We start from the raw sequence: 24,135 nt of genomic DNA, 5'->3' as shown, positions 1-24,135 counted from the left end.
GGACGCGGCCATCGAAAACCCGCGCATGATCGAATCCAAGGGGTCCCTGGTGGCGGACCTGTCCATGGTGCCCAACGACCGCAAGATCGTCATCCAGGGCGCCCGGGCCCACAACCTCAAGAACGTCAACCTTTCCATACCCCGCAACCGGATGGTGGTCTTCACCGGCCTGTCGGGATCGGGCAAGTCCTCCCTGGCATTCGACACCCTCTTCGCCGAGGGCCAGCGCCGCTACGTGGAATCCCTCTCCGCCTACGCCCGCCAATTCCTGGGCCAGATGGACAAGCCCGACGTGGACTTCATCGAGGGCCTGAGCCCGGCCGTCTCCATCGACCAGAAGACCACCAACCGCAACCCCCGGTCCACCGTGGGCACCATCACCGAGGTCTACGACTACCTGCGCCTGCTCTTCGCCAGGACCGGCATTCCCCACTGCCCGGTCTGCGGGGCCGAGGTACGCGCCCAGTCGCCGCAGCAGATCGTCGACACCCTCATGTCCAGGCCCGAGGGGACCCGTTTCCAGCTGCTGGCCCCCATCGTAAAGGGCCGCAAGGGCGAGTTCGTGGAGACCCTGGAGCTGCTGCGCTCCGACGGCTACTCCCGGGCCATCATCGACGGGGACATGCACCAGCTGTCCGACTCCATCAAGCTGACCAAGCAGAAGAAGCACACCATCGAGGTGGTGGTGGACCGGCTGGTCATTCGCGAGGGTATGCGCCAGCGGCTGACAGACTCCGTGGAGACCGCCCTACGCCTGGCCAAGGGCACTGTAGTTGCCGACTTCGTGGATCTGGATGCCAAGGACCCCGAGCGTCGTCAGCCCTTCTCCGAGAAGCGGTCCTGCCCCAACGGCCATGAGCTGGAGCTGGACGAGATCGAACCCAGGACCTTCTCCTTCAACGCCCCATACGGAGCCTGCCCGGCCTGCACCGGCCTGGGATTCAACCTGGAGATCGACCCCGAGCTGGTGGTGCCCGACCCGGAGAAGAGCCTCAAGGAAGGGGCCGTGGAGCCATGGAGCGGCACCAAGAGCCAGCAGCGCTTCTATGGCCACCTGCTGGACGGTCTGGCCAAGGAGATGGGCTTCTCCACCTCGACCCCCTGGAAGGACCTACCCGAGGAGGTCCGTCACGCCGTCATGTACGGGCATGACTTCAAGGTGGACGTCTCCTACCGGAACCGCTGGGGACGCCTGCGGGAGTACACCACCGGATTCGAGGGCGTGGTCCGCACCCTGATGCGTCGCCACGACGAGACCGACTCGCAGCCTATGAAGCAGTACTACGAGTCCTACATGCGCGAGGTGCCCTGCCAGGTCTGCCAGGGCAAGCGCCTGAAGCCAGAAGTCCTGGCCGTTACTGTTGACGGCCTGTCCATCGCCCAGGTCTGCGACATGGCCGTGTCCGCCAGCCTGAAGTGGGTGGAGGGCCTGCACATGGAGGGCGCCCAGGCCAAGATCGCCGGCGAGGTCCTCAAGGAGATTCGCGCCCGTCTCCGCTTCCTCAACGACGTGGGCCTGAACTACCTGACCCTGTCCAGGGCTGCAGCCACCCTCTCCGGCGGCGAGGCTCAGCGCATTCGTCTGGCCACCCAGATCGGCTCGGGCCTGGTGGGCGTCATGTACGTATTGGACGAGCCCTCCATCGGCCTACACCAGCGGGACAACGACCGGCTGATCAAGACCCTGCAGCGGCTGCGCGACCTGGGCAACACCCTGATCGTGGTCGAACACGACGAGGACACCATCCGCCAGGCCGACTGGCTGGTGGATATCGGCCCGGGGGCCGGCGAGCATGGCGGGGAGGTCATCTTCTCCGGGCGCTCGCAGGACCTGGTCAAGGCCTCCCGCTCCATCACCGCCGACTACATCGCCGGACGCCGTTCCATCGAGGTGCCCAAGCGCCGCCGCAAGACCAACCGAACCCGCCAACTGACCGTGGTGGGGGCACGCGAGAACAACCTGAAAAATCTCAAGGTCTCCTTCCCGCTGGGGGTCATGACCCTGGTCACCGGCGTCTCCGGCTCCGGCAAGTCCACTCTGGTCAACTCCATCCTCTATCCGGTGCTGGCCGACCAGCTCAACAATGCCCGCATCGTGCCCGGCAAGCACACCAGGGTGGAGGGCGTGGACCAGGTGCGCAAGGTCATCCACGTGGACCAGAACCCCATCGGCCGCACCCCGCGCTCCAACCCGGCCACATACACCGGCGTCTGGGACAAGATCCGCCAGCTCTTCGCCAAGACACCGGAGGCCCAGGTGCGCGGCTACGGGCCAGGCCGCTTCTCCTTCAACGTCAAGGGCGGCCGCTGCGAGACCTGCCACGGTGACGGAACCATCAAGATCGAGATGAACTTCCTGCCCGACGTCTACGTCCAGTGTGAGACCTGCCATGGCAAGCGCTATAACAGAGAGACCCTGGAGGTCACCTACAACGGCAAGACCGTCTCGGATGTGCTGGACATGCCCATCGAGGAGGCCGCCCACTTCTTCAAGGCCTATCCCTCCATCGCCCGCTACCTGGACACTCTGGTGGACGTGGGCCTGGGCTACATCCGCCTGGGCCAGCCGGCTCCCACCCTGTCCGGAGGCGAATCGCAGCGGGTCAAGCTGGCCACCGAGCTGCAGCGGCGCTCCGACGGCAAGACCGTCTACATCCTGGACGAGCCCACCACAGGCCTGCACTTCGAGGATGTCCGCAAGCTGCTCAAGGTCCTGCACGGCCTGGTTGACAAGGGCAACACGGTCATCGTCATCGAACACAACCTGGACGTGATCAAGACCGCCGACTGGATCATCGACCTGGGACCCGAGGGCGGCGACGGCGGCGGCACCGTGGTGGCCCAGGGCACCCCTGAGCAGGTGGCTGCCAATCCGAACAGCTGGACCGGCAAGTACTTGAAGCCCATGCTGGATCCCGCCAAGGTAGCCAAGGCCACCCGATCATGACCCGTAGCTGCTTCGAGCGGCACACGCCGCAGGTATGGCGACGCACCGCCCAAGCCCTGGAGGAGGAGTCCGCCACCGGCACCACGACCGGCGTCAACAAGAACGGCGCACCCCTGCTGGGCGACAGCCGGGACCTCTTCCGTCCCAAGACCTCGGACATTCCCACTCAGCCGGGGGTCTACAAGTGGCGGGACGGCGACGGCCGGGTCATCTACGTGGGCAAGGCCAAGAACCTGCGCAACCGTCTGACCAACTACTTCCAGCCCCTGGAAAACCTGCACCCGCGCACCCAGACCATGGTCCTGACGGCCCGGAGCCTGGAGTGGACCGTGGTGGGCACCGACCTGGAGTCCCTGACCCTGGAATACACCTGGATCAAGGAGTTCGACCCCCGCTTCAACGTCAAGCTGCGGGACGACAAGACCTACCCCTACTTGGCTGTCTCCGTGGGGGAAAAGTTCCCCCGGGTATGGATGACCCGCGTGCGCAAACGGCACGACACCCGCTACTTCGGCCCCTATGCCAAGGTCTGGGACATGAAGCACACCCTGGATGCCCTGCTCAAGACCTACCCGGTGCGCACCTGCACCCCCGGCGTCTTCCGCAAGGCCAAGCTCAGCGGCCGTCCCTGCCTGCTGGCCTCCATCGGCAAGTGCTCGGCCCCCTGTGTGGGCCGGATCAGTGCTAGCGACCACCGTCGTCTGTGTACGGAGCTGACCGGGGTCATCACCGGCAGGCTGGGCAAGAGCTACCGGGCCGGGCTGACCAGAAGCATGCAGAAGGCCAGCGAGGATCTGGACTTCGAGAAGGCCGCCCGCCTGCGCGACCAGATCGCCATGCTGGACACGGTCATCGAGCAGAATGCCGTGGCCTTCGCCTCCAACGTGGATGTGGATGTCTTCGGAGTGGCCTCGGACGAACTGGAGGCCTCGGTCCACGCCTTCTTCGTGCGCTCAGGGGCCATCCGCGGCGAACGCAACTGGAGCGTGGAGCGGGTCGAGGACGTCTCCGACAGCGAACTGATCAGCGACCTCTTGGTGCAGGTCTACTCGGACCTGATGAATGAGAACGACAGCGAGCTGCACAAGCTCCCCGGAGAGTCGGATATCCCTGTCTCCATCAGCCAGGACCGGGATGCCATGGGCTCCACCCAGAAGGTCACAGCCCTGGATGCCGAGGCCCGGGCCAAGGCCACCAGGAGCCGGCACCGCCATCAGGACCAGACCGGACGTGCCGACCTGCTGGCCCCCATCTCGCCGGTGCCTCCCGAGGTCATTGTTCCCATCCAGCCGGATCGGACCGGTGACCTGCAGGAGTGGCTGCGGGAGCTGCGCGGGTCCGCAGTGACCATCCGTGTGGCCAGCCGGGGCGAGAAGAAGTCCTTGATGGACCGGGCCAACGCCAACGCCCGCCAGGCCCTCCAGCGCAGCAAGCTCAGCCGCATGAGCGACATGGGCACCCGCACCCAGGCCATGAACGACGTGGCCAAGGCCCTTGGGCTGGATCGCGCCCCGCTGCGCATCGAGTGTTACGACATCTCCAACACCGTGGGCGGCCAGTTCCAGGTGGCCTCCATGGTGGTCTTCGAGGATGCCGTCCCCAAGAAGTCCGAGTACCGCCGGTTCGCCATCCGCGGCGAGGACGGCAAGGGCGCTGTGGACGATATGAGCGCCATCTACGAGACCCTGACCCGGCGCTTCCGCCATGGCAACATCGCCGGCGACAGCGGCGACAGCATGGAGGCCGAGCGAAAGGCCAGCGACAAGGCACCCGAATTGGTGGAGCAGGAGGAGGGGGCTATCGTCCAGCAGAACACCGCCGCCCGCCACTTCGCCTACAAGCCCAACCTGGTCGTGGTCGATGGCGGCAAGCCCCAGGTGACCGCTGCTGCCCGGGCCCTGCACGATTGTGGTGTGGATGATGTGGCCCTGTGCGGGCTGGCCAAGCGCCTGGAGGAGGTCTGGGTGCCTGACGACGACTATCCCATCATCCTCAAGCGTCAGTCCGAGGGCATGTACCTGCTGCAGCGGGTGCGCGACGAGTCCCACCGCTTCGCCATCACCTACCACCGGCAGACCCGGCGCAAGGGTGCCCTCCGGTCGGCCCTGGACGAGATTCCGGGCATCGGCCCCGCCTATCAGAAGAAGCTGCTCAATCACTTTGGGTCGGTCAAGCGCATGCGCCAGGCCTCCCAGGAGGAGCTGGAGGCCGTCAAGGGCATCGGCTCAGCCAAGGCCGAGGCCATCTATCAGGCCCTCCACAGTGACCAGGACCAGACCGGGGACAGCCAGCGATAAAATGGCTCAGAAGGCTGGCAGAAGGCCATGCCCTGATCTTGATTGGTGCGTGATTGCGGATATGAATGGACCTGATCGTCGTTGTGCCGTCCTGGGCGACCCCATCAGCCATTCCCTTTCACCCCTCCTGCATCGCTCAGCCTATGCCGCACTGGGTCTGGAGGGCTGGCGTTACGACCGTGTGCGCATGGACGCTGACGGTCTGACGGACTTTATCCACGGACTTGACCCGTCCTGGGCCGGTCTCAGCCTGACCATGCCCTTGAAGAGTGCTGTTGGCCCCTTGGGAGATTTTTGTGACTGCTGGTCTAAGACCCTAGGTGTGGCCAACACAGCGGTCTTTGCACAGGGCGGCCCAGCCAAGGGCCTGTCCTTGTACAACACTGACGTGGAGGGAATCGTGGCAGCCCTGCTGGAGGCTGCCGACCGTTGCAGGGCTGACGAAGATCCTCACGATCTGGCCGCCCTGCTTGGGGCAGCCGGTCAGGGTTATCAGGATCGGCTACCCGACCAACCGTATGGGGGAGCGAGAGCCCTGGTCATCGGCAACGGGAACACCGCCGAGTCCGCTTTCTGTGCCTTGAAGGTGCTGGGGATCGAGCGTGTGGACCTGCTGGCCCGCAACCCGGAGCACTGTGACCACATGCTGGACCTTGCCTCCCGGCTGGGTCTGCCTGAGCCAATCGTCACCGCCATGGACCAGGCTGAGGCAGCCGAAAGGGCCCTGACCGGGACCGTTATTGTCGTCTCCACCCTGCCTTCGGGTGCAGCTGACCCCCTGGCTGATCTGTTCAGTACAGCTGATGACGACGGGCGCTTGGACAGGGTTCTTCTGGACGTGGTCTATGATCCCCGGCCCACTCCACTGATGAAGGCCTTCTGCCGCCGGCCGGGCGCACGGGCCATCAGCGGCGAACGAATGCTGCTCTATCAAGCCGTGCGTCAGGTGGCGCTGATGACCGGCCGACCCCTGGCTGCTGTTCCGGTGGCCGCCATGGACCGAGCCTTGAGGGAGGCATGACGATGACGACGGAGAAACCGCCCTTCGCAGGCTTTGAGGTACTGCTGATCACAGGCATGTCCGGCGCAGGCCGCTCCCGCGCCGCCGACTCCATGGAGGACATGGGCTGGTATGTGGTCGACAACATGCCCCCGCGTCTGCTGGTGCCCCTGGTCGACATGATGACCTCGGCCGGAAGCTCCCTGCACCGCCTGGCCGCCGTCATCGACGTCCGGTCCCGCTCCTACTTCGACGACCTGTCGGCCGTGCTCAGCCACCTGGACGACCTGGGCGTGCGCTGCCGCATCCTCTTTTTGGATGCCTCCGACCAGGTGCTGGTCAAGCGCTATGAGTCCGTCCGCCGACCCCACCCCCTGCAGGGCTCGGGCCGCCTGATCGACGGCATCCAGGAGGAGCGCCGCCTACTGAGCGGGCTCAAGGAGCGCGCCGACATGGTCATCGACACCTCCAACCTGAGCATCCATCAGCTGTCCACCCGCCTCTACGAAATGGTCCTGGGCTCCGGCCCGACCACCGTGGGCGTGCACATCATGAGCTTCGGCTTCAAGTACGGCCTGCCAATCGACGCCGACTTCGTGGCCGACGTGCGCTTCCTGCCCAACCCCTACTGGGTTCCCGAGCTACGGGACCTGAACGGCCACGATGGCCCGGTTCGGGACTATGTGATGGCCAGCGAGGGTGCCAAGGAGTTCCTGGATGCCTACACCACCGCCATCTTGACCGCGCTCAGCGGCTATGCACGCGAGGACAAGCACTATGTGACCATCGCCTTTGGCTGCACTGGCGGACAGCACCGCTCAGTGGCCATGGCCGACGCTCTGGCCGCCCGTCTGCGGTCCCGGGGAATGGAGGTGACCGTCTCGGCCCGCGAGCTGCCGCACCGTTCCCGCGGATAGCCAAAGGCGCAATTTGTCCAAGATATTCGGTATCACAGTAATCCGGTGGTCGGCACGGCAGGTGTGTCGCGCGGCCAAGAAGTATTCATTTTTCAGTATTTTTTCGTAGGAGGACGGCTCTTGGCCCTACTTGATGATGTCAAAAGCGAGCTGGCCGCGATTGACAACGAACCCCCCTCTGCCAAGAAAGCACAATCGGCGGCTATGATCCGCTTCGGCGGCGGTCTGCACATCATTCAGCGTCACATTGTGGTGGAAGCGCAATTCGACTCCCTGCCGGCAGCGCAGTGGTTGCAGAACACCATCAGAGACGTCTACGGCCATGATTCCGATCTGATCCAGGTCAAGCGTCAGGCCCCCACCGGCAACCTGACCCGCTACTCGGTCCGCGTGCTGCGGGCAGGTGGCGCCCTGGCCCTGCAGACCGGTCTGCTGGACCGCCGCAAGCATCCGGTTCGTGGTCTTCCCGCCGACATCGTCTCCGGCAACATCGCCCAGGTCAAGGCCGCATGGCGAGGAGCCTTCCTGGCCCATGGCGAACTGTCCGACCCGGGCAAGGCCTCCTACCTGGAGATCGTCTGCCCCGGATCCGAGGCCGCTCTGGCATTGGTGGGCGCCGCCCGCCGTCTGGGCATCAACGCCAAGGCCCGCCAGGTGCGCAGCTCCGAGCGCGTCACCCTGCGTGACCCGGACGTCATCGAACGCATGCTCAACCTGATGGGCGCCCCCAAGTCCTCCCGTGAGTGGACCGGCAAGCGCAGCGACGGGGAATCCCGCGGCAAGGCCAACCGTCTGGCCAACTTCGACGATGCCAATATGCGCCGCTCCGCCAAGGCCGCCGTCGAGGCCAGCGCCAAAGTCACCAAGGCCTTCCAGATTCTGGGCGACGACATCCCCGAGAACCTGCGTGCAGCCGGCCAGCTTCGTCTGGACCATCGCGAGGCCTCCCTCGAAGAGCTGGGCCGTCTGGCCGATCCGCCGGTCACCAAGGATGCCATCGCTGGACGCATCCGCCGTCTGCTGCAGCTGGCCACCAAGGTCGAAAAGAAGAGGGCCGAGGAACAAGCAAAACAAGAGTGAGATATCTCACACAGGTCGGTCTGCCTGAGTACCATGGCAGGGGAGCGGGCGCATGGACCCGCAGTCAGAAAGGATACGCATGAAAACACTGAAGAGCCTCGGTGATCTCAAGGGCAAGCGCGTGCTCGTCCGCGCGGACTTCAACGTGCCGCTGGACGGCACCACCATTACGGACGACGGCCGCATCCGCGCCGCCCTGCCAACCATCGAGCAGCTTCGTGGTCAGGGCGCCAAGGTCATCCTCATGGCCCACCTGGGTCGCCCCAAGGGCAAGGTCGTTCCCGAGCTGAGCCTGGCCCCCGTGGCCGCTCGTCTGGGCGAGCTGCTGGGCGTGCAGGTTCCTCTGGCCGAGGACACCTATGGTCCCGATGCCCATGCCAAGGTAGCCGCCATGAACGACGGCGACGTGGTCCTGCTGCAGAACGTGCGCTACAACCCCGAGGAGACCAGCAAGGACGAGGCCGAGCGTGATGCCTACGCCCGCAAGATCGCCGACCTGGGCGATGTCTTCGTCTCCGACGGCTTCGGCGTGGTCCACCGTGCCCAGGGCTCCAACTACTCCGTGGCCAAGTTCCTGCCCTCCGCAGCAGGCCTGCTGGTCGAGAAGGAGGTCAAGGCCCTGTCCAAGGCGACCGAGAACCCCGAGCGGCCCTTCACTGTGGTCCTGGGCGGCTCCAAGGTCTCCGACAAGCTGGGCGTCATCGAGAACCTGCTCAGCAAGGCCGACCGTCTGGTCATCGGCGGCGGCATGGTCTTCACCTTCCTCAAGGCCGAGGGCTACGAGGTCGGCTCCTCCCTGCTGGAAGAGGATCAGGTCGATACCGTCAAGGGCTACATGGCCACTGCCCGTGAGAAGGGCGTGGAGCTGGTCCTGCCCACCGACATCGTGGTGGCTGACGAGTTCAAGGCGGATTCGCCTCATCAGGTGGTTCCTGCCGACGGCATCCCCGCAGACAAGATGGGTCTGGACATCGGCCCCGACTCCCAGAAACTCTTCCACGACAAGATCGTGGACTCCAAGACCGTGGTCTGGAACGGACCCATGGGCGTCTTCGAGTTCCCGGCATTCGCCGACGGCACCCGGGCTGTGGCCCAGGGCCTGGTCGACGCCACCAAGGCCGGAGCCTTCACCATCGTCGGCGGCGGCGACTCCGCCTCGGCCGTGCGCAACCTGGGCTTCCCCGAGGATGGCTTCTCGCACATCTCCACCGGCGGCGGTGCCTCGCTGGAGTTCCTTGAGGGCAAGGAGCTTCCGGGTCTGAAGGTGCTGGAGTAAAATCGGCAGACAGACGGGCAATGCCGGGTCACCGGGTTTCGCATCCGGCGGCCCGGCATTGCTGTTGTTGCGCGGATGGAAAGGTCTTGTATGGCACGCATTCCCCTGGTGGCCGGTAATTGGAAGATGAACTTCGACCACCTGGAAGCCACCTATTTTGTGCAGAAGCTGGCCTGGCTCCTGCGCGACGCCCACTTCGACCGCAGGCGCTGCCAGGTGGCGCTGATGCCCGCCTTCACTGCCCTGCGCTCCGTCCAGGTGCTGGTGGAGGCCGACAACCTGCCCATCGAATACGGGGCCCAGGCCGTCTCCGTTACCGCCCAGGGAGCCTTTACCGGGGACGTGTCCGCGGATATGCTGGCTCAGCTGGGCTGCAGCTACGTCATCGTGGGCCACTCCGAGCGACGCAAGTACCATCCCGAGGACGATGCCAACATCGTCGACCAGGTCCGTGCCGTCCTGGCTGCGGGCATGAAGCCCATCCTCTGCGTGGGGGAGAGCTACGAGGAGCGCCGCCAGGGCATCCAGCTGGACTTCGCCGTTGGCCAGGTCAACGACGTCACCCGGGACCTGGCCAAGGAGGACATGGAAAACCTGATTGTGGCCTACGAACCAGTCTGGGCCATCGGCACCGGCATGGTGGCCACCCCGGACACCGCCCAACAGGCCGCCCGGGCCATCCGCGACCACATCTCAGGGAAGTTCGGAGAGCCTGCCGGCCAGGCCGTGCGCATCCTCTACGGCGGCTCGGTCACCTCCAAGAACGCCTCCCAGATGATCACCCAGCCGGACGTGGACGGCTTTCTGGTGGGCGGCGCCTCCCTGGATGTGGAGGAGTTCGCACGGATCGTACGACTGGCTGCCAAGGGTTGATGCGTTTTTCCCCGGGTGTCTGTATACTTGTTCCCAGTTCCTTACATGGAGGTATGTGCCGTGACCATTGTCAAGATTGCGCTCGAAGTCGTTGTGATCCTCGCCAGCATACTGCTGACCATGCTGATTCTGCTGCACAAGGGCAAGGGCGGCGGCCTGTCCGATATGTTCGGCGGCGGAATCGGCTCCAACGCCGGCACCTCAGGCGCAGCCGAGAAGAACCTGAACCGGCTGACCATTATCGTGGCCCTGATCTGGGTGGCCATCATCATCGCCTTGGATCTCATTACCAAGTACAAGCTGGCCTGATTCCATCAGACAATACCTAAAATATTTGACCCCGGCATTTACCGGGGTTTTTCCATATCTGGATGACTTTAGTGCCGTGCTCTTAGTCCTTGACGATTACCAGAATATGTCATTCACAATGCACCGATAATCCAACGATTCAGCCACCTGACGGATAGAGTAGAGAATGGTGTGCCGAATGAGTGGCGCATCACACAATGTCGTGCAAGCTAAGCAAGCGAAAGGAAGTGCTCATGGCTGAGCAAGCTGCACCGAGCCTGGAGGGCTGGTTTTGCCTTCACCTCTTCTGGAAAATCGATTGGGCCAAGTGGCGCCGAGTGCCGCAGGGCGAACGCCAGGAATGCCTGGATGAGTTCAAGGCCCTGGCCGCACAACTGGACGCGGTCCAGTCCCAGGGCGAGGGAAGCCACTACTGGTGCCAGGTCAACGGGCAAAAGGCCGACCTGGGCCTGATGGTCCTCAGGGAGACCCTGGACCAGCTGCAGGAGGTCGAGACTTCCCTGGAGAAGCTGCGGCTATCCGATTACCTGGAGCCGACCATCTCCTATGTGTCGGTCACCGAGGTGGGCCTCTACTCGGGCGAGCCGACCACGGACCGTGGCTGGTCCTATGTCAATGCCAGCCTGCATCCCAAGACCCCCGACAAGCCCTACATCTGCTTCTATCCCATGTCGAAGACCCGCGTCCCCGGAGCCAACTGGTACACGCTGCCCTACGACCAACGCAAGGCCTACATGCACGACCACGGCAAGATCGGCCGCTCCTACGCCGGCAAGGTCTCCATCATCCTGACGGGCTCCATCGGCCTGGACGACTACGAGTGGGGCGTCACCCTGTTCGCCGACGACCCCGTCCAATTCAAGAAGATCGTCACCGAGATGCGCTACATCGAAGCCAGCTCCATCTATGGCGAATTCCCCTACTTCCTGGTAGGCACCAAGACCGATCCTGAGCGCATCGACAGGCTGCTCACGGACCAGATGGGACAGTAACATCATGTCGACAAGAGAGAGAAGATCGATCCTTTCCACGCCCATATGGTTCTTCATGGTCATCGTCTTCATCACCCAGTTGGATGGGGGAGCGGTGCCGACCATGTTGCCGTCCATCACACGGACCTTCGGCCTGACCACCATGGGCTCCTCCTGGGTGGTCGGACTCTACACCCTGGGCCTGGTGGTGGGCACCCCCATCACCTCCAACCTCTCCGACGCCCACGGGACCAGGAAGGTCTTCCTCTGGGAACTGGCCTTCTGGTTCCTTGGATGTCTGATGACGGCGGTCTCGCCCAACTATGCGGTCATGCTGCTGGGCCGGTTCATCCAGTCCCTGGGAGACAGCGGCATCATGGTCCTGTCCATGAACGTCCTTCTGCAGCGCGCCCGCAGGAACAACCAGGGCAGGAAGGTCTCCACGGTGGGCATCATCGCCGGTCTTTCCGCCATGGTCAGCCCGGTCCTGTCTGGCATGCTCCTGGGCATCACCCACGGATGGCGGGCCTACTACTTCATGATGCTGCCCTTCCTGGCCATCCTCTTCATCCTGGCCTGGTTCATGATGGGCGACTCCCAAACCGACCGCGCCTGGAAGACCGATTACCTGGGTCTGGGCTCCTTCAGCATCGCTCTGGCCCTGCTGATGGTGGCGATCACCTTCCTCCAGTACGGAACCACCTACCTGGCCCTGATCATCGGATGCCTCCTGGTCGCAGTGGTGGCCGGCGCGATCTTCCTGATGCATGAGCGCAACCTGGGCGACGCCAAGGACACCATGCCCTTCCTGCCCATCCGCCTGCTGAAGCTGCCCTCCTATGGGCTGACACTTCTGCTGGGGACGCTGGGAGGCATGTTCTTCTCCCTCTTCGTCTACATTCCAACCTATGTCCACTCCGTCTTCGGGCTTCCGGTCCGGTCGGCCGGCATGGTCATGGTCGGCGTCGGGCTGGGCTCCGTGGTCGGATCCTGGCTGGGCGGGCTCCTGGTCGACAAGTTCGGCTACCGGACCACGCTCGTTTTTTCATCGTCGCTGATAGGCCTGATGGCCCTGGTGATCACCCTGACCCTGCACAACCTGCAGCTCTTCATGGTCCTGTCCTTCCTGATGGGGGTGGGCATGGGCTCCATGATGTCCTCGCCGCTCCAAGTCATCGCCGGAAGGCTGGCCGGACCCGAGAACCGTATGCAGGCCATCGGCGGGCTGTCGGCCTGCAAGAAGATCGGCACCACCATCGCCCCGCTGCTCTTCGCCTCGGCCATTGAACTGGGCAAGGTGGGCGGAAAGGCCGGGCTGGCCTCCTACAGGAACATGTTCCTGGTGGTCATCGTCATAGCCCTGGTCAATATCGGCCTGACATACTGCATTCCATTTTCACAGAAAGAAGTTGCTGATGACTGAACCTACAGCTGTCCTCCTCATGGCTTACGGCACCCCCTACCAGGAGTCCGACATCAAGGGGTACTACACCAATATCCGCCATGGGCAGGAGCCGCCCAAGCCGCTCATGGACCAGCTGGTCGGCCGCTACAAGGCCATCGGCCTGCCCTCGCCCCTGGCCAGGATCACCACCGCCCAGCGCGACGGTCTCCAGGCTGCGCTGGACAAGGCCCACCCCGGTGCCTACAAGGTCTACGAGGGCCTGAAGTACATCGCCCCCTTCATCAAGGACGCAGTCGACCAGATTGCCGCCGATGGTATCTCCAGGGTCATCGGTCTGCCCCTGGCCCCGCAGTACTCCTCCTATTCGAGCGAGGACTACCACAACCGCGCCCGCAAGGCCGTCGAGTCCCATCCGGGCATGGAATACCTGCCTGTGCGGTCCTGGTGGAACCACCAGGATCTGATCCACTTCTGGAGCGATCAGTTGGTGGCCAAGAAGGACCTGACCGATCGGCCGGATACCAAGGTGATTTTCAGCGCCCACTCCCTGCCCCTGCGCATCATCCAGGGAGGGGACCCCTACAAGGATGAGGTCATCGGTCTATCCAATGCCGTGGCTCAGGCCGCCGGTCTCAATGAGGACCAGTACGTGCTGGCCTGGCAGTCGGCAGGTCGCACCCAGGAGCCCTGGATCGGACCTGATTTCGTCACCGTGGCCAAGGATCTGATCACCAAGAGCGGCATGAAGACCATCGTCTCCGCCTCCATCGGCTTCATTGCCGACAACCTGGAGATCTGCTACGACGTCGATCAGGAACTGGCCAAGGCCATCGAATCAGCCGGCGGCACCCTGACCAGGCTGAACATGCCCAACGACAGCCCCGCCCTGATCGCCACCCTGCAAGAGGTGGTCGAGGAGACCAAGGCAGAGTAGCAGAGTAACTGATACCAATTGTGCCCCGTCCGGTTTGAACCGGACGGGGCACAATCTTTAATAGCTGCGACTGTCAGTCAGGCGCTCAGCCGTTGACGCGGTCGATGCCCTTCTGCACGTCGGAGAGAACCGAATCCCAGGAGTTGATGAAGGCGGCGACGCCATCGGCCTCCAGCTTGTCGGTCACGTCCTTGATGTTGATGCCCAGGTCTGCCAGCTTCTGCATGATCTGGTGGCTCTCCTCATAGGTGCCCTCGATGGAGGGGGCGCCGTTGCCGTGAGCAGCCAGGGCCTCAAGGGTCTTCTCAGGCATGGTGTTGACCACGTCAGGGGCCACCAGCTCGTCCACATACTTGCAGTCGGAGTAGGCGGCGTTCTTGGTGCCGGTGGAGGCCCAGAGCGGACGCTGACGCTTGGCGCCCTTGGCTTCCAGATCGGCCCAGCGAGGATCCTTGTCGAAGGCCTTCTCGAAGAGCTCGTAGGCCAGGCGGGCGTTGGCCACAGCGGCCTTGCCCTCCAGGGACTTGGCCTCGTCAGAGCCGTTGGCCTCCAGCAGCTTGTCAACCGCAGTGTCCACGCGGGAGACGAAGAAGGAGGCGACCGAACCGATGTGCTTCAGATCCTTGCCGTTCTTGTCGGCCTGGGCGATGCCCTCAATGAAAGCGTCGATGACCTGCTGGTAGCGCTCCAGGGAGAAGATCAGCGTTACGTTGACCGAGATGCCCTTGGCCAGGGTGGCGGTGATGGCAGGCAGGCCCTCCAGGGTGGCAGGAATCTTGATGAAGGCGTTGGGCCGATCAACCTTGTTCCAGAGCTCTTCGGCCTGCTTCTCGGTCTCTTCGGTGTTGTGGGCCAGACGAGGATCGACCTCGATGGAAACGCGTCCATCCACGTAGTCGGTCTTCTCGGCAACCTCGCGGAAGATGTCGGTGGCGTTGCGCACGTCGGTGGTGGTCAGCTCGCGGACGGCCTCCTCGACGGGGATGCGGCCCAGCTGCTTGAGCTGTTCGTCATAGGGGCCCACCTGGCTCAGGGCCTTCTGGAAAATCGAGGGGTTGGTGGTCACGCCCACCACATTGCGCTCGGCGATGAGCTGCTGCAGATTGCCCGACTCGATGCGGGTGCGGCTCAGATCGTCCAACCAGATCGAGACACCTGAATCACTGGTGCGCTGGGTGTTTGCATTTTCTGCCATCTTGTCACTCCTTATTTGGGTTCCCGATGGAATCACATTCACTATGCACTACCGGGAAGTCTGTTGCTGTATTCCCGCAGGCCCGCGTTTCGGGCGTGCCTGCAGGGGAGGGGGCCGGCGTCGCGGACGGCCCCCGATTTGTCATGGATGTCGGGTTCAGCGGGCCCGACGGACTTCCTCCAGGGAGGCCTGTGCTGCTTCGACCACATGATCGGCGGTGATGCCCAGGTCGCGCATGTTCTCGTCGCCGCTGCCCTGCAGGCCGAACTGCTCGATGGAGACGGGCTTGCCATAGCTGCCCAGGTACTTGTACCAGGGCGTGGCCAGTCCGGCCTCAACGGAGACGCGGGCCTTGACGGAGGCGGGCAGAACGGCTTCCTTGTAGTCGTCGTCCTGCTCCTCGAACCACTCCAGCGAAGGCACGGAGATGACGCGGGCCTTGACGCCCTGCTCAGCCAGGGTCTTGGAGGCGGCCACAGCGTGCTGCACCTCGGAGCCGGTGGCCATGATCAGCACATCCGGCTGGCCCTCGGTGTCGACCAGCACGTAGGCGCCCTTGCGAACGCCTTCACGGGCCTTGGCCTTGGTCTCTTCCAGGGTGGGCACGCCCTGCCTGGTCAGGATCATGGCCGTGGGGTGGGTGTTATCCTTCTCGAAGAAGGCGCGGTAGGCCTCAGCGGTCTCGTACTGGTCGGCCGGGCGCACAACCTCCATCTGGGGGATGGCGCGCATGGCGGTCAGGTGCTCGATGGGCTGGTGGGTGGGGCCATCCTCGCCCAGGGCCACGGAGTCGTGGGTCCACACATACAGGTTGGGGATGTCCATCAGGGCGGCCAGACGCACCGAGGGGCGCTCATAGTCGCTGAACTGGAAGAAGGTCCCGTTGTAGGGCCTGGTGTCCGAACCCAGCAGGATGCCGTTGGTGATGGCGCCCATGCCGAACTCGCGCACGCCGAAGTGCAGCTGGCGGCCGTACTTGCTGGCCTTGGGCCACTGGACGGTCTCGTCGGCCTCGGGGGCGAAGGAGACGGCACCGTTGATGTTGGTGTTGTTGGAGCCGCCCAGATCGGCGGATCCACCCCAGAGCTCGGGCATGATGGGGGCCAGGGCGTTGATGACCGCGCCGGAGGCCTTGCGGGTGGCCACCTTGGAGCCGGGCTCGAAGCCAGCCTCAAGGTCGTCCAGGGCCTTGTCGAAGCCCTCGGGCAGCTTGCCGGCATGGATGCGGTCGTAGAGGTCGGCCTTGTCGGGGTTGGCCTTGCGCCAGGCCTGGTACTTCTCGTCCCAGTCCTTATGAGCAGCCAGACCACGCTGGGCAACCTCGCGTGCGTGGGCCAGGGCCTCCTCGTCAATCTGGAAGCTCTGCTCAGGGTCGTAGCCCAGGGTCTTCTTCAGACCGGCGACGGCCTCGGCGCCCAGGGCGGAGCCGTGGGCTGAAGGATCGTTGGTCTTGCCGGGGGTGGGCCAGGCCATCAGGGTGTCCACCTTGATGAACTTGGGCCGGTCGGTGACCTGCTCGGCCTTCTCCAGGACGGCAGCCAGGCCCTCGACGTCCTCCTTGTAGGAGCCGTCGGGCTGAATGAAGCTGAACTCGTCGGTGTACCAGCCGTAGGCCTGGTAGCGCTTGAGGATGTCCTCGCCCAGGGAGATGCGGGTGTCGCCCTCGATCTGGATGTGGTTGGCGTCGAAGATGACGGTCAGGTTGCCCAGGCGCTGGTCGCCGGCCAGGGAGCTGGCCTCGGAGGAGACGCCCTCTTCGACGTCGCCTTCGCCGCAGATGACCCAGACCTTATGGTCGAAGGGGGACTGCCCCTCGGGTGCATCCGGATCCAGCAGGCCGCGCTCGTAGCGCTGACCATAGGCGAAGCCCACAGCCGAGGCCAGACCCTGGCCCAGCGGGCCGGTGGTCATCTCGATGCCGGGGGTCAGGCCGTACTCGGGGTGGCCGGGGGTCCTGGTGCCGGCGGTGCGGAAGCGCTTGAGGTCGTCCAGGGTCAGTCCGTACCCGGAGAAGTAGAGCTGCACGTACTGGGTCAGCGAGGCGTGGCCGCCGGAAAGAATGAACCGATCACGCCCAACCCAGTCGGGGTCGTTGGGGTCGTGACGGATGAAGTGCTGGTAGAGCGCGTAAGCGATGGGCGCCAGCGAAATAGGGGAGCCGGGGTGACCGCTTCCAGCCTTCTCGACCGCGTCGGCCGAGAGGACCTTGGCCATCTTGACAGCCCGCTCATCGAGTTCGGACCATGTGAAATCTGTCATATGGTGCTGCTTTCCTTCCAATCTAGAGGTCTTCATGTTCGACTTGTGTCGAAAATGTTCGATTACCTTCACATTGCGCTTCCATCGTATCGGTTTGAGACGACACAATTCGGCTCTTCGCGCGACGTTTTGGCACTCTCATGGCCCGAGTGCTAATAATGAAACCATGACGGAAGGAGCGACATTGCCTAATACCAGACGCATGCTGGTGCTGCGCGCGGTCGTCGAGGACTATATTCGTTCTCGCGAGCCGGTAGGGTCGGGTTCGCTCACCAGAAATCATCAGCTTGGTGTCAGCTCCGCAACCGTGCGCAACGACATGGCGGCCCTAGAGAGCGAGGGATACCTGGTCCAGCCCCACACCTCGGCCGGCCGCATCCCCACCCAGAAGGGCTACCGTTACTTCGTCGACAGGCTGGCCACCATCGTGCCCCTGTCCGCCGCCCAGCGCCGGGGGATCAACGCTTTCCTATCCGGGTCGGTCAACCTGGAGGACACCCTGCAGCACGCCGCCCAGCTTCTGGCCCAGATCACCGGGCAGATCGCCGTGGTGGCCTCGCCCTCCCTGGCCAGCTCCAACCTGCGCCGGGCCGAGCTTATAGGACTGAGCCGGGGGACCATACTTATGGTGGTCATCACCGACACCGGCCGGGTGGTCCAGCGCACCCTGCACGGGCCCCTGCAGGAGGATCCGAACGCCCTGGCCGACCTGTCCGATCAGATCAACCGACAGTGCCAGGACCTGCCCCTGGACCGTGCCGCCGACCGCTGCCGCATGCTGGCCGACTCCCTTACCGAGGGGCGCGACAAGTCCATGCTGCGCCTGGTGGCCACGGTCTTCGACGAGATGGCCACCCGGGAGCAGACCAGCGGCCTCTACATGGCCGGCACCTCCCAGCTGACCCACAGCCAGGCCGTCTCCCTGGGAGACTTGGGTTCACTCCTGGACGCCCTGGAGGAGCAGGTGGTGCTCATGCGGCTCATGCGGGCCCAGAGCGAGCTCTCGCGTGAGAGCAACGGGGTCAGCGTAGCCATCGGCACCGAGACCCGGACCCCCGAACTGGCCCACGCCTCAGTGGTCACCAGCGGATACGGCCATGCCCGGTCCAGGCAGAACGACGGCTCCGAAGCCGACGAGCCCGTGGCCTTCGTAGGCTCCATCGGCCCGACCCATATGGACTATCCGGCGACCATGAGCGCGGTTCGCGCCGTGGCCTCGTATTTAACCGGTTTCCTGGCAGGCGACGGGGAGCCGTGACCGTCAAGGCAAACGCATAAGTCATAGGTATCGTGGGCCCATGCAACTATGGGTCGAGAGGGCATCAAACGAAAAGGATGATCGGTGGCAGATTACTACGAGGTTTTGGGAGTCGAGCGCGGCGCGAGCGATCAGGACATCAAGCGTGCCTATCGCAAGATGAGCCGCAAGTACCACCCGGACATCGCCGGGCCTGAATACGAGGACAAGTTCAAGGAGGTCAACAGCGCCTACGAGGTGCTCTCCGACCCCGAGAAGCGGCGCATGTACGACGCGGGCGTGGATCCCAACGATCCCCAGGCCTCCCAGGGAGGCGGCCCCTTCGACATGGGCGACGTCTTCAACCAGTTCTTCGGCGGCGGCTTCGGGGGCACCACCCAGGGGCCGATTCCGCGCACCCAGCCCGGCCGGGACGCCCTGGCCCAGGTCTCCGTGGACATGAAGACCGCCATCTTCGGCGGCGTGGTCCGCACCCCCATCAGCACCTACGGTCTCTGCCAGGAGTGCGGCGGCTCGGGAGCCCAGAAGGGAACCTCCCCGGTGACCTGCCCGGTCTGCAACGGCAAGGGCTATGCCCAGAAAGTGGTGCGGACCCTACTGGGGCAAATGATGAGCCAGGCACCCTGCGAGCGGTGCGAGGGCCACGGCACCATCATCGAGCACCCCTGCCCGGTCTGCAACGGCCACGGCCGTGTACGCACCCGTCGCGAGGTGGGCGTCAACGTGCCCGCAGGCGTGGCTGACGGCTCCCGGCTGCGGCTGGCCTCACAGGGCGAGGTGGGCGAGGGCGGCGGCGCAGCCGGCGACCTGTATGTGGACATCACCATCAAGCCCGACAAGCACTACACCCGCAGCGGCCAGGACCTGCACTGCTGGATTGCCGTGCCCATGACCTGGGCCGTGCTGGGCCACCAGGTTGACCTGGAGACCTTCGACGGCCAGCGCCAGGTGGATATTCCCGCCGGCTGCCAGCCCGACCAGGAGATCACCATCAAGGGTCTGGGCGTCACCAGGCTGGGCAACCGGGAGGAGCGCGGCGACATCATCGTCCACGTGCTGGTCCAGATCCCCACCAAGCTGGACGACGATCAGCGCCGTCTAATTGAGGACTTCGCCAACAGCCACGACTCCGAAGCCAAGCAGGTCCCGCAGAGCGCCAAGCCTGCCGGAGTCGGGGGCCGCAAGGGGATCTTCGGCAAGCTCAAGGACATCTTCAGCTGAGGCGGCTGAGTCAGCCCAGCAGCGACCGGCACATGGATCGGTACTCGCTCACATAGCCGCCGCCAAAGAACGCGCAGTGCCCGGCGATGGCGTAGAGCTGCCAGAGCGTGGTCCGGTTCTGGTAGCCGGCCGCCAGGGGATGCACGCTCTGGTAGCCGTCCAGAATCTGCCCCAGGTAGGGGATGCCGAACAGTTGCAACATGGCCAGATCCTCCTCGCGGTGGCCGCCGTGGGCCGCAGGGTCGATCAGGACGGCCTCGGTGTTCCCGTCGTTCCTGGTCCACATGACGTTCCCGCTCCACAGGTCCCCGTGGACCCGGGCAGGCTTGTCATTGGCAGCCGCGCCCAGCAGCTCCGGCAGGGCCTGGATCACCTCTTCTGTCATCTTCATGTCATCGCGGTTCAGAGCCCGCCGATCCATGGCCATGCCCACCATGGGCTTCAGCCGTCCTTCGGCCCAGTAGGTGGCCGGGTCGTCCCAGTCGCCCACGTCCATGGGCAGCGGATCCTGCAGGGGTCCGAAGTAGCAGGTGCCCGTGTAGCCCTCGGGCGCGGAACCGAAGTGGTCGGCTCCGGCATCATGCATGTGGGCCAGCTGGGCGCCAAAACGGTAGGCCGCACCAGGCGTGGGGGAGGCGGAGGTCACCTCTTCGATGTCCAGGTAGTCCGGGCCCCAGTCGTAGACGTCCACCACCCGGGGACCGCCCTGCGCCTGGGCCTGGCCCAGCCATTTAAGCCCACGCCCCTCGCACTCGAAGAATCCCGCCGGGGCCCCGCCCCTGGATTTTCTGTAGGTCTTGGCCATGATGATCCACACCCCTAATCGTCGAGTCGTCGATTCCGACAAGACCCATTGTGGGCATTCTGCGAGACATGCCCGGCCCTTGGCTCTGCCTGCCCTGCGCGGTGGCTATGCTTGCCATTGTTGTCCGACATAGCAAGAGGGGTCCATGAATTTCTTCGAAGCCATTCTGTTCGGCCTGGTGCAGGCCCTGACGGAGTATTTCCCCGTCTCATCCAGCGCCCATATCCGCATCGTGGGCGGCCTGCTGGGCCAGGACCCGGGCGCGGCCTTCACAGCCATCATCCAATTCGGCACCGAGCTGGCGGTCCTGCTCTACTTCCGGCATGACATTGCCCGCATACTGACCCACTGGTTCCGCTGCCTGGCCGGCAAGGACGGCTCCTCCTTGCGTGAGCGGATGGGCTCCAAGGACCATGACGCGGCCCTGGGCTGGTACATCATTCTGGGAACCCTGCCCATCGTGGTGGCGGGCCTGCTCTTCCAGAAGATAATCGAAACCAAGCTGCGCAACCTCTGGATCACCGTGGTGGTGCTGATCGTCTTCGGCCTGCTGCTGGACTACTTCGACCGCCACGGCCGCCAGAACAAGGAGATCCGCCAGATGAGCGCCCGGGACGCCCTGCTCTTCGGCATCGGGCAGATGCTGGCCCTGATCCCCGGCGTATCCCGCTCGGGCGGCACCATGACCTTCGGCCGCGCCCTGGGCTACACCCGCGAGTCCGCCACACGTGTCAGCTTCCTCATGGCCATCCCCGCCGTCTTCGGCGCCGGCATCCTAGAGACGGTCAAGTCCCTGAAGAACATCAACGCGGACGCCGCCTTCCCCGGCTGGGGGGCCACCATCTGCGCCACCGTGGTCAGCTTCCTGCTGGGATACATCGTCATCATCGCCTTCTTGAAGATCGTCTCACGCTTCTCCTACCGGGGATTCGTCATCTACCGGATCGGCCTGGCCATCTTCGTGGCCATCATGCTCATGGTCGGTGCCCTGCCTGCAGTAGGCGGCGTGGCGGCCAGCTGAGCCTGGGTGAATTGCCGGGGGATTCGACGCTCACATGGCCCCGTGATAGGATTTGCTCATGTGCTGCCCATGTTTGCGGGGGACTGGTCAGTGAAGCATTTTTGAATCCTTTGGGGAGGTTTGTTGTGGTTTCGTCGTCGACGTCTGCCGGTTCTCGTACGCATAGGTTTGGCCTGCGGTCGCTCATGTCAGCATTGGTGCTGATCCCCCTGCTGCTGACCGGCATGGCCACCGGCACCGTCTTCGCCTCCGGCTCAGATGTCAACAGGGGGGGGGGGTCGGCTATACCGCTCAGGTAGATAACGGTTCCCTGAGCGATCTACAACCAACCAACCTGCCTTCCCCCTCGCCACTGACCACTTCATCTGTTTCCCCCTCGCCTGTTCAAACCCCAACAGGCTCTTCCCAACCCCTCGGAATCTCGCCATCCAGCTCCTATTCACCTGCTGGGATCCAGTCTGCTGCTGATTCTCACACGGTCGTATTCGATCCTGCCAATGGAAGCAAAGCGGAACGTGTAACTTTACAGGATGGCTCCTTGGTGTCACCACCCGCCGATAATCCGAAGCGTGACGGCTACCGGTTTGACGGCTGGTCGGAGCATGAAGCAATGATGGACTTCCGCACCCCGGTCACCAGGGACACCGCCTTGAAAGCCAAGTGGACCCCGTTGACTGATTGGGCGCTCAGCCCCGACCATGGTCCGGCTTCCGGCGGCACCAGCATCACCATCACACCCCCGAACGCAGATTCCCCATCGTTCAGCACGCTGGAAGCCCATGACGGCAAGATGATCGGCGTGACCGGCGATGGCCACCTATTCACGTGGATTTCAAAGGACAAAAAGCCTGTTCATGTGCCATCACCACAAAGCGAGTCCGACGACATGCGATTCACAGCTGGAGTCGTTGGCGATAACAGCTTTGCAGCCTTGAGCAGTGAACACCGCATCTACACTTGGAGCAAAGATGGGAATACGCCGGCCTTACTTGACGCAGACTCCACGACTTACACCAGCATTGCCATGGCTGGCGATCGCCTTATAGCAGTAAACCAGGAAGGCCGTATCCGCACATGGACCAGTAAGAACGAGCCAACAGGAAAGGCCATAAGTCTGCCGAGGCAGGCATTGGCAGTCACGGCTGCTGGCAATGCTGACCGTCTGCTCGCCTTGGACAGCAAGGGCCAGGTCTGGATCTGGAAGCCGGATGCCATTGACACCGATCAGATCCAACCCGTCAAGCTTGCCAACCGAATTGTTCAGATATCAGCCATGGATCACGGCTCTATGCTTCTGGACTCGACAGGCCAGACCAGCTATCTGGACAACGGACAAACCCAACCAGAACCACTGGTCTTGCCCGACCATTCTGCCATCACGGCCATCAGCAGTAACGCTATGCAAGCAACTCTTATAGACTCAAAAGGCCGGGTCTGGGCCTGGAAGCCCGGCAGCAAGCCCACCCGCGCGGACGACGGGGACCAGCAGTACACGCAGGTCGCCAGCACCGGCAGCAGGATCACTGCCATCAGCGGGCAAGGCAATATGTTCACTTGGACCCTGGAGGGGCAGGGCCGGCCCGGCAGGCCAGCCAGGCTCGACACCACACAGGCGCCCATCCTAGAAACAGCCAGCATGGACAGCCAGCCGCTCAAACTCACCAAGAACAACAACTCATGGCAGACAGGCATGCCCGCCCGCAAGCCCGGGGAAGCCGCCATCCTCATCACCGGCAGGCAGGACGGCCAGTCCTTCACCAGGAGCCTCAACTACACGGTCGACCAGCCACTGACACGAGGCGCCGAACCACGATCCACGCTCACGGTCCGCTTCGACACGGGCGGGGGAAACCCCGAACCTGCAGACCAGACTGTCTCCACCCCGAACGGCAGGGCGAAGCGGCCCTCCCCCGACCCTGTGCGAGAAGGCTTCCTGTTCGACGGATGGTTCACCGGGCAGGTCGCCTATGATTTCAGCAAGCCTGTCACCAAGGACCTGACCCTGACCGCCCACTGGTCGCCCGCAGGCCGGAACAGCACGTGGGGCATCAGCCCTGATAAGGGCAGCCAGCTGGGCAGGGAATCCACCACCATCACCCCGCCTGACAGCGCCAGCCGGGGCATCAGGTTCAGCCAGATCAGCGCATCAAGCTCCAGCTCTGGTTTTTCCTTGGCTGTGGGCAGCGACGGGAACGCCTACGCCTGGGGAAACAACAGCAATGGTCAGCTCGGCGACGGGACGAGCAGCAGCTACCGGTCTACGCCGGTCATGGTGAGGATGCCCGACCGCAGCACGTATCCGGATCTGCCCAAGGATTTCACCTACATGCAGGTCAGCGCCGGAGACGATCATTCGCTGGCCCTAGG

The 24,135-nt window shown here is 64.0% G+C and carries 18 protein-coding genes; 15 read left to right on the top strand and 3 right to left on the bottom strand.

The window, feature by feature from the left end; all coding sequences use genetic code 11:
• Positions 1-25 precede the first annotated feature (25 nt).
• The 11 genes from uvrA to hemH all read left to right on the top strand — a co-directional run bounded on the left by uvrA (position 26) and on the right by hemH (position 14,009).
• Positions 26-2,947 (top strand): excinuclease ABC subunit UvrA, encoded by a 2,922-nt coding sequence (uvrA, locus tag P273_RS0108720; RefSeq protein ID WP_051354185.1) that lies wholly within the window; start codon positions 26-28, stop codon positions 2,945-2,947.
• Positions 2,944-5,244 carry an excinuclease ABC subunit UvrC gene (uvrC, locus tag P273_RS0108715; protein WP_024628065.1) on the top strand — a complete coding sequence of 767 codons (2,301 nt, stop codon included), beginning with the start codon at positions 2,944-2,946 and terminating at the stop codon, positions 5,242-5,244. The genes uvrA and uvrC overlap by 4 nt, the downstream gene beginning before the upstream one ends.
• Before the next feature lie 61 nt (positions 5,245-5,305).
• Positions 5,306-6,265 carry a shikimate dehydrogenase gene (locus tag P273_RS0108710; RefSeq protein WP_024628064.1) on the top strand — a complete coding sequence of 320 codons (960 nt, stop codon included), beginning with the start codon at positions 5,306-5,308 and terminating at the stop codon, positions 6,263-6,265.
• A 2-nt stretch (positions 6,266-6,267) separates the two neighbouring features.
• Positions 6,268-7,161 (top strand): RNase adapter RapZ, encoded by an 894-nt coding sequence (gene rapZ, locus P273_RS0108705; RefSeq protein WP_155804756.1) that lies wholly within the window; start codon positions 6,268-6,270, stop codon positions 7,159-7,161.
• 120 nt (positions 7,162-7,281) lie between these two features.
• Positions 7,282-8,241, top strand: a complete 960-nt coding sequence (whiA, locus tag P273_RS0108700; RefSeq protein WP_024628062.1) for a DNA-binding protein WhiA — start codon at positions 7,282-7,284, stop codon at positions 8,239-8,241.
• Between the two features lie 79 nt (positions 8,242-8,320).
• A complete protein-coding gene (gene pgk, locus P273_RS0108695) occupies positions 8,321-9,517 on the top strand; it encodes a phosphoglycerate kinase (RefSeq protein WP_024628061.1) in 1,197 nt (398 codons plus the stop codon).
• A 90-nt stretch (positions 9,518-9,607) separates the two neighbouring features.
• Complete coding sequence (gene tpiA, locus P273_RS0108690; RefSeq protein WP_024628060.1) at positions 9,608-10,390, top strand: triose-phosphate isomerase; 783 nt, start codon at positions 9,608-9,610, stop codon at positions 10,388-10,390.
• A gap of 60 nt (positions 10,391-10,450) precedes the next feature.
• Positions 10,451-10,699 (top strand): preprotein translocase subunit SecG, encoded by a 249-nt coding sequence (gene secG, locus P273_RS0108685; RefSeq protein WP_024628059.1) that lies wholly within the window; start codon positions 10,451-10,453, stop codon positions 10,697-10,699.
• 233 nt (positions 10,700-10,932) lie between these two features.
• Positions 10,933-11,691, top strand: a complete 759-nt coding sequence (gene hemQ, locus P273_RS0108680; protein WP_024628058.1) for a hydrogen peroxide-dependent heme synthase — start codon at positions 10,933-10,935, stop codon at positions 11,689-11,691.
• Between the two features lie 4 nt (positions 11,692-11,695).
• On the top strand, positions 11,696-13,093 hold the full coding sequence (locus tag P273_RS0108675; protein ID WP_029676354.1) for an MFS transporter: 1,398 nt from the start codon (positions 11,696-11,698) through the stop codon (positions 13,091-13,093).
• Positions 13,086-14,009: a ferrochelatase gene (gene hemH, locus P273_RS0108670; protein ID WP_024628056.1), complete on the top strand. Its 924-nt coding sequence runs from the start codon at positions 13,086-13,088 to the stop codon at positions 14,007-14,009. Before P273_RS0108675 ends, hemH begins: the two co-directional genes overlap by 8 nt.
• Positions 14,010-14,094: 85 nt before the next feature.
• On the opposite strand, the gene tal is transcribed toward hemH, so the two are convergent.
• Positions 14,095-15,204 carry a transaldolase gene (tal, locus tag P273_RS0108665; protein ID WP_024628055.1) on the bottom strand — a complete coding sequence of 370 codons (1,110 nt, stop codon included), beginning with the start codon at positions 15,202-15,204 and terminating at the stop codon, positions 14,095-14,097.
• A gap of 156 nt (positions 15,205-15,360) precedes the next feature.
• Positions 15,361-17,463 (bottom strand): transketolase, encoded by a 2,103-nt coding sequence (gene tkt / locus P273_RS0108660; protein WP_024628054.1) that lies wholly within the window; start codon positions 17,461-17,463, stop codon positions 15,361-15,363.
• A 184-nt stretch (positions 17,464-17,647) separates the two neighbouring features.
• Between tkt and hrcA the strand changes: the two genes are divergently transcribed.
• Positions 17,648-18,721: a heat-inducible transcriptional repressor HrcA gene (gene hrcA, locus P273_RS0108655; protein WP_024628053.1), complete on the top strand. Its 1,074-nt coding sequence runs from the start codon at positions 17,648-17,650 to the stop codon at positions 18,719-18,721.
• Positions 18,722-18,805: 84 nt separating this feature from the next.
• The gene (gene dnaJ, locus P273_RS0108650; RefSeq protein ID WP_024628052.1) at positions 18,806-19,942 is read left to right on the top strand and encodes a molecular chaperone DnaJ; all 1,137 of its coding nucleotides are present in this window, start codon (positions 18,806-18,808) and stop codon (positions 19,940-19,942) included.
• A gap of 10 nt (positions 19,943-19,952) precedes the next feature.
• Here the strand turns inward: dnaJ and P273_RS0108645 are convergent, their stop codons facing one another.
• Positions 19,953-20,747, bottom strand: a complete 795-nt coding sequence (locus tag P273_RS0108645; protein ID WP_024628051.1) for a fructosamine kinase family protein — start codon at positions 20,745-20,747, stop codon at positions 19,953-19,955.
• A 145-nt stretch (positions 20,748-20,892) separates the two neighbouring features.
• Here P273_RS0108645 and P273_RS0108640 point away from each other — a divergent pair, with 145 nt between their 5' ends.
• Both P273_RS0108640 and P273_RS0108630 read left to right on the top strand, forming a co-directional pair.
• Positions 20,893-21,768 (top strand): undecaprenyl-diphosphate phosphatase, encoded by an 876-nt coding sequence (locus P273_RS0108640; protein ID WP_024628050.1) that lies wholly within the window; start codon positions 20,893-20,895, stop codon positions 21,766-21,768.
• A gap of 310 nt (positions 21,769-22,078) precedes the next feature.
• The coding region (locus P273_RS0108630) for an InlB B-repeat-containing protein (protein ID WP_367379022.1) at positions 22,079-24,135 on the top strand (2,057 nt) is incomplete at its 3' end.

The organism is Bifidobacterium sp. A11 (assembly GCF_000499185.1).
In the GTDB taxonomy this organism is placed as follows: Bacteria; Actinomycetota; Actinomycetes; order Actinomycetales; family Bifidobacteriaceae; genus Bombiscardovia; species Bombiscardovia mizhiensis.
This window is presented reverse-complemented; position numbering and strand designations above follow the sequence as displayed.

Excerpts from the sequence above, each read along its gene's own strand:
- P273_RS0108645 (WP_024628051.1), bottom strand. The coding sequence starts at position 20,747 with ATGGCCAAGACCTACAGAAAATCCAGGGGCGGGGCCCCGGCGGGATTC.
- P273_RS0108675 (WP_029676354.1), top strand. The coding sequence starts at position 11,696 with ATGTCGACAAGAGAGAGAAGATCGATCCTTTCCACGCCCATATGGTTC.
- uvrA (WP_051354185.1), top strand. The coding sequence starts at position 26 with ATGATCGAATCCAAGGGGTCCCTGGTGGCGGACCTGTCCATGGTGCCC.
- tkt (WP_024628054.1), bottom strand. The coding sequence starts at position 17,463 with ATGACAGATTTCACATGGTCCGAACTCGATGAGCGGGCTGTCAAGATG.
- hemH (WP_024628056.1), top strand. The coding sequence starts at position 13,086 with ATGACTGAACCTACAGCTGTCCTCCTCATGGCTTACGGCACCCCCTAC.
- tpiA (WP_024628060.1), top strand. The coding sequence starts at position 9,608 with ATGGCACGCATTCCCCTGGTGGCCGGTAATTGGAAGATGAACTTCGAC.
- uvrC (WP_024628065.1), top strand. The coding sequence starts at position 2,944 with ATGACCCGTAGCTGCTTCGAGCGGCACACGCCGCAGGTATGGCGACGC.
- rapZ (WP_155804756.1), top strand. The coding sequence starts at position 6,268 with ATGACGACGGAGAAACCGCCCTTCGCAGGCTTTGAGGTACTGCTGATC.
- P273_RS0108710 (WP_024628064.1), top strand. The coding sequence starts at position 5,306 with ATGAATGGACCTGATCGTCGTTGTGCCGTCCTGGGCGACCCCATCAGC.
- pgk (WP_024628061.1), top strand. The coding sequence starts at position 8,321 with ATGAAAACACTGAAGAGCCTCGGTGATCTCAAGGGCAAGCGCGTGCTC.
- P273_RS0108640 (WP_024628050.1), top strand. The coding sequence starts at position 20,893 with ATGAATTTCTTCGAAGCCATTCTGTTCGGCCTGGTGCAGGCCCTGACG.
- hemQ (WP_024628058.1), top strand. The coding sequence starts at position 10,933 with ATGGCTGAGCAAGCTGCACCGAGCCTGGAGGGCTGGTTTTGCCTTCAC.
- tal (WP_024628055.1), bottom strand. The coding sequence starts at position 15,204 with ATGGCAGAAAATGCAAACACCCAGCGCACCAGTGATTCAGGTGTCTCG.